Source organism: Natronocella acetinitrilica (genome assembly GCF_024170285.1).
GTDB classification, from domain to species: Bacteria; Pseudomonadota; Gammaproteobacteria; order Nitrococcales; family Aquisalimonadaceae; genus Natronocella; species Natronocella acetinitrilica.
Genome location: NZ_JALJXV010000029.1, coordinates 1 through 1,231 on the forward strand (window position 1 = coordinate 1; position 1,231 = coordinate 1,231).

The 1,231-nt window shown below is 62.0% G+C and carries 1 protein-coding gene; it reads right to left on the bottom strand.

Features of this window, described 5'->3' with window-relative positions; genetic code table 11:
* Positions 1–35 precede the first annotated feature (35 nt).
* A protein-coding gene (locus J2T57_RS22075; protein WP_253485966.1) for an IS3 family transposase occupies positions 36–1,171 on the bottom strand; the annotation gives its coding sequence in 2 pieces (ribosomal slippage) (positions 36–928 and positions 928–1,171; 1,137 coding nt in all).
* Positions 1,172–1,231 lie beyond the last annotated feature (60 nt).

The following is a 1,231-nucleotide window of genomic DNA, read 5'->3' on the forward strand; positions in this document are numbered from 1 at the left end:
TGGACTTCCCCCAGTCTCGTGAGCACCCCGGCGCCTCATTTTGAGGCCTGCTCAAAGGCCTCGGGGCTGACGTCACCAAGGTGGCTATGGCGTCGTGTCCGGTTGTAGAACACCTCGATGTAGTCGAAGACATCGGCTCGGGCGAGTTCCCGCGTCTTGTAGATGCGTTTCTTGATACGTTCCTTCTTCAGGCTCGAGAAGAAGGACTCGGCGACCGCATTATCCCAGCAGTTGCCGCGCCTCGACATGCTCGGCTCCAGATTGTGCGCCGTGCAAAAGCGTCGCCATGCATCGCTCCCATATTGGCTTCCCTGGTCCGAGTGCACCAGCACGGGCACTCTGGGTCTACGTCGCCACACGGCCATCAGCAGCGCATCGAGGGCAAGCTCCTTGGCCAGCGTGGGCTTCATCGACCAGCCGACCACTTTACGCGAGTAGAGGTCCACGACCACCGCCAGATAGAGCCAGCCCTGCCAGGTACGCAGGTAAGTAATGTCGGTGACCCAGGCCTGATCCGGGCGCTCGACGGTGAAGCCTCGGTTGAGCGTGTTCGGAGCAAGGATCGCGGGCCGACCGGCGATGTGCCGAGGCTTTTTATAGCCACGCAGGGCGCGGATTTTGTGAATACGCATGAGTCGGGCCACACGATGCCGGCCACAACACTCGCCAACCTCCCGCAGGTCGGCAAAGACCCGCGGCGCACCGTAGACACCGCCGCTGGCGGCATAGGAGGCACGGATGAGCCCCAGAAGGCGCTCATCCTCGATCGCCCGGTCCGATAGCGGCTTGTGCAGCCACTGATAGAAGCCGCTGCGCGCTACCTTCAGCACTCGGCACATCGTGGCGACCCTGTGCTCATGACGATGGTCGTTGATGAACCGGTACTTTACTCGGGGTCCCTGGCAAAGTACCGAGCGGCCTTTTTTAGGATGTCGCGCTCCTCCTCGGTGCGCCGCAACTGAGCGCGCAACTTGAGGATCTCGCTCTTCGCCTCCACCAGGTCCGCCGCGTGCTGGTCACTGCGGTCTGGCTTGACCGCTTTGACCCACTTATAGAGGCTGTGGGCCGAGACACCGAGGCGCTCGGACACCTCGGCCACGGAATAACCGCGGTCGACGATTTGGCGGACTGCCTCTTCCTTGAATTCGGGGGTGTAACGTTGGGTGCTCATGGGCTTCCTCCTATGCTCGAATCATAGCGTCGGAGTGTCCACGACACCCGGGGAAGTCCA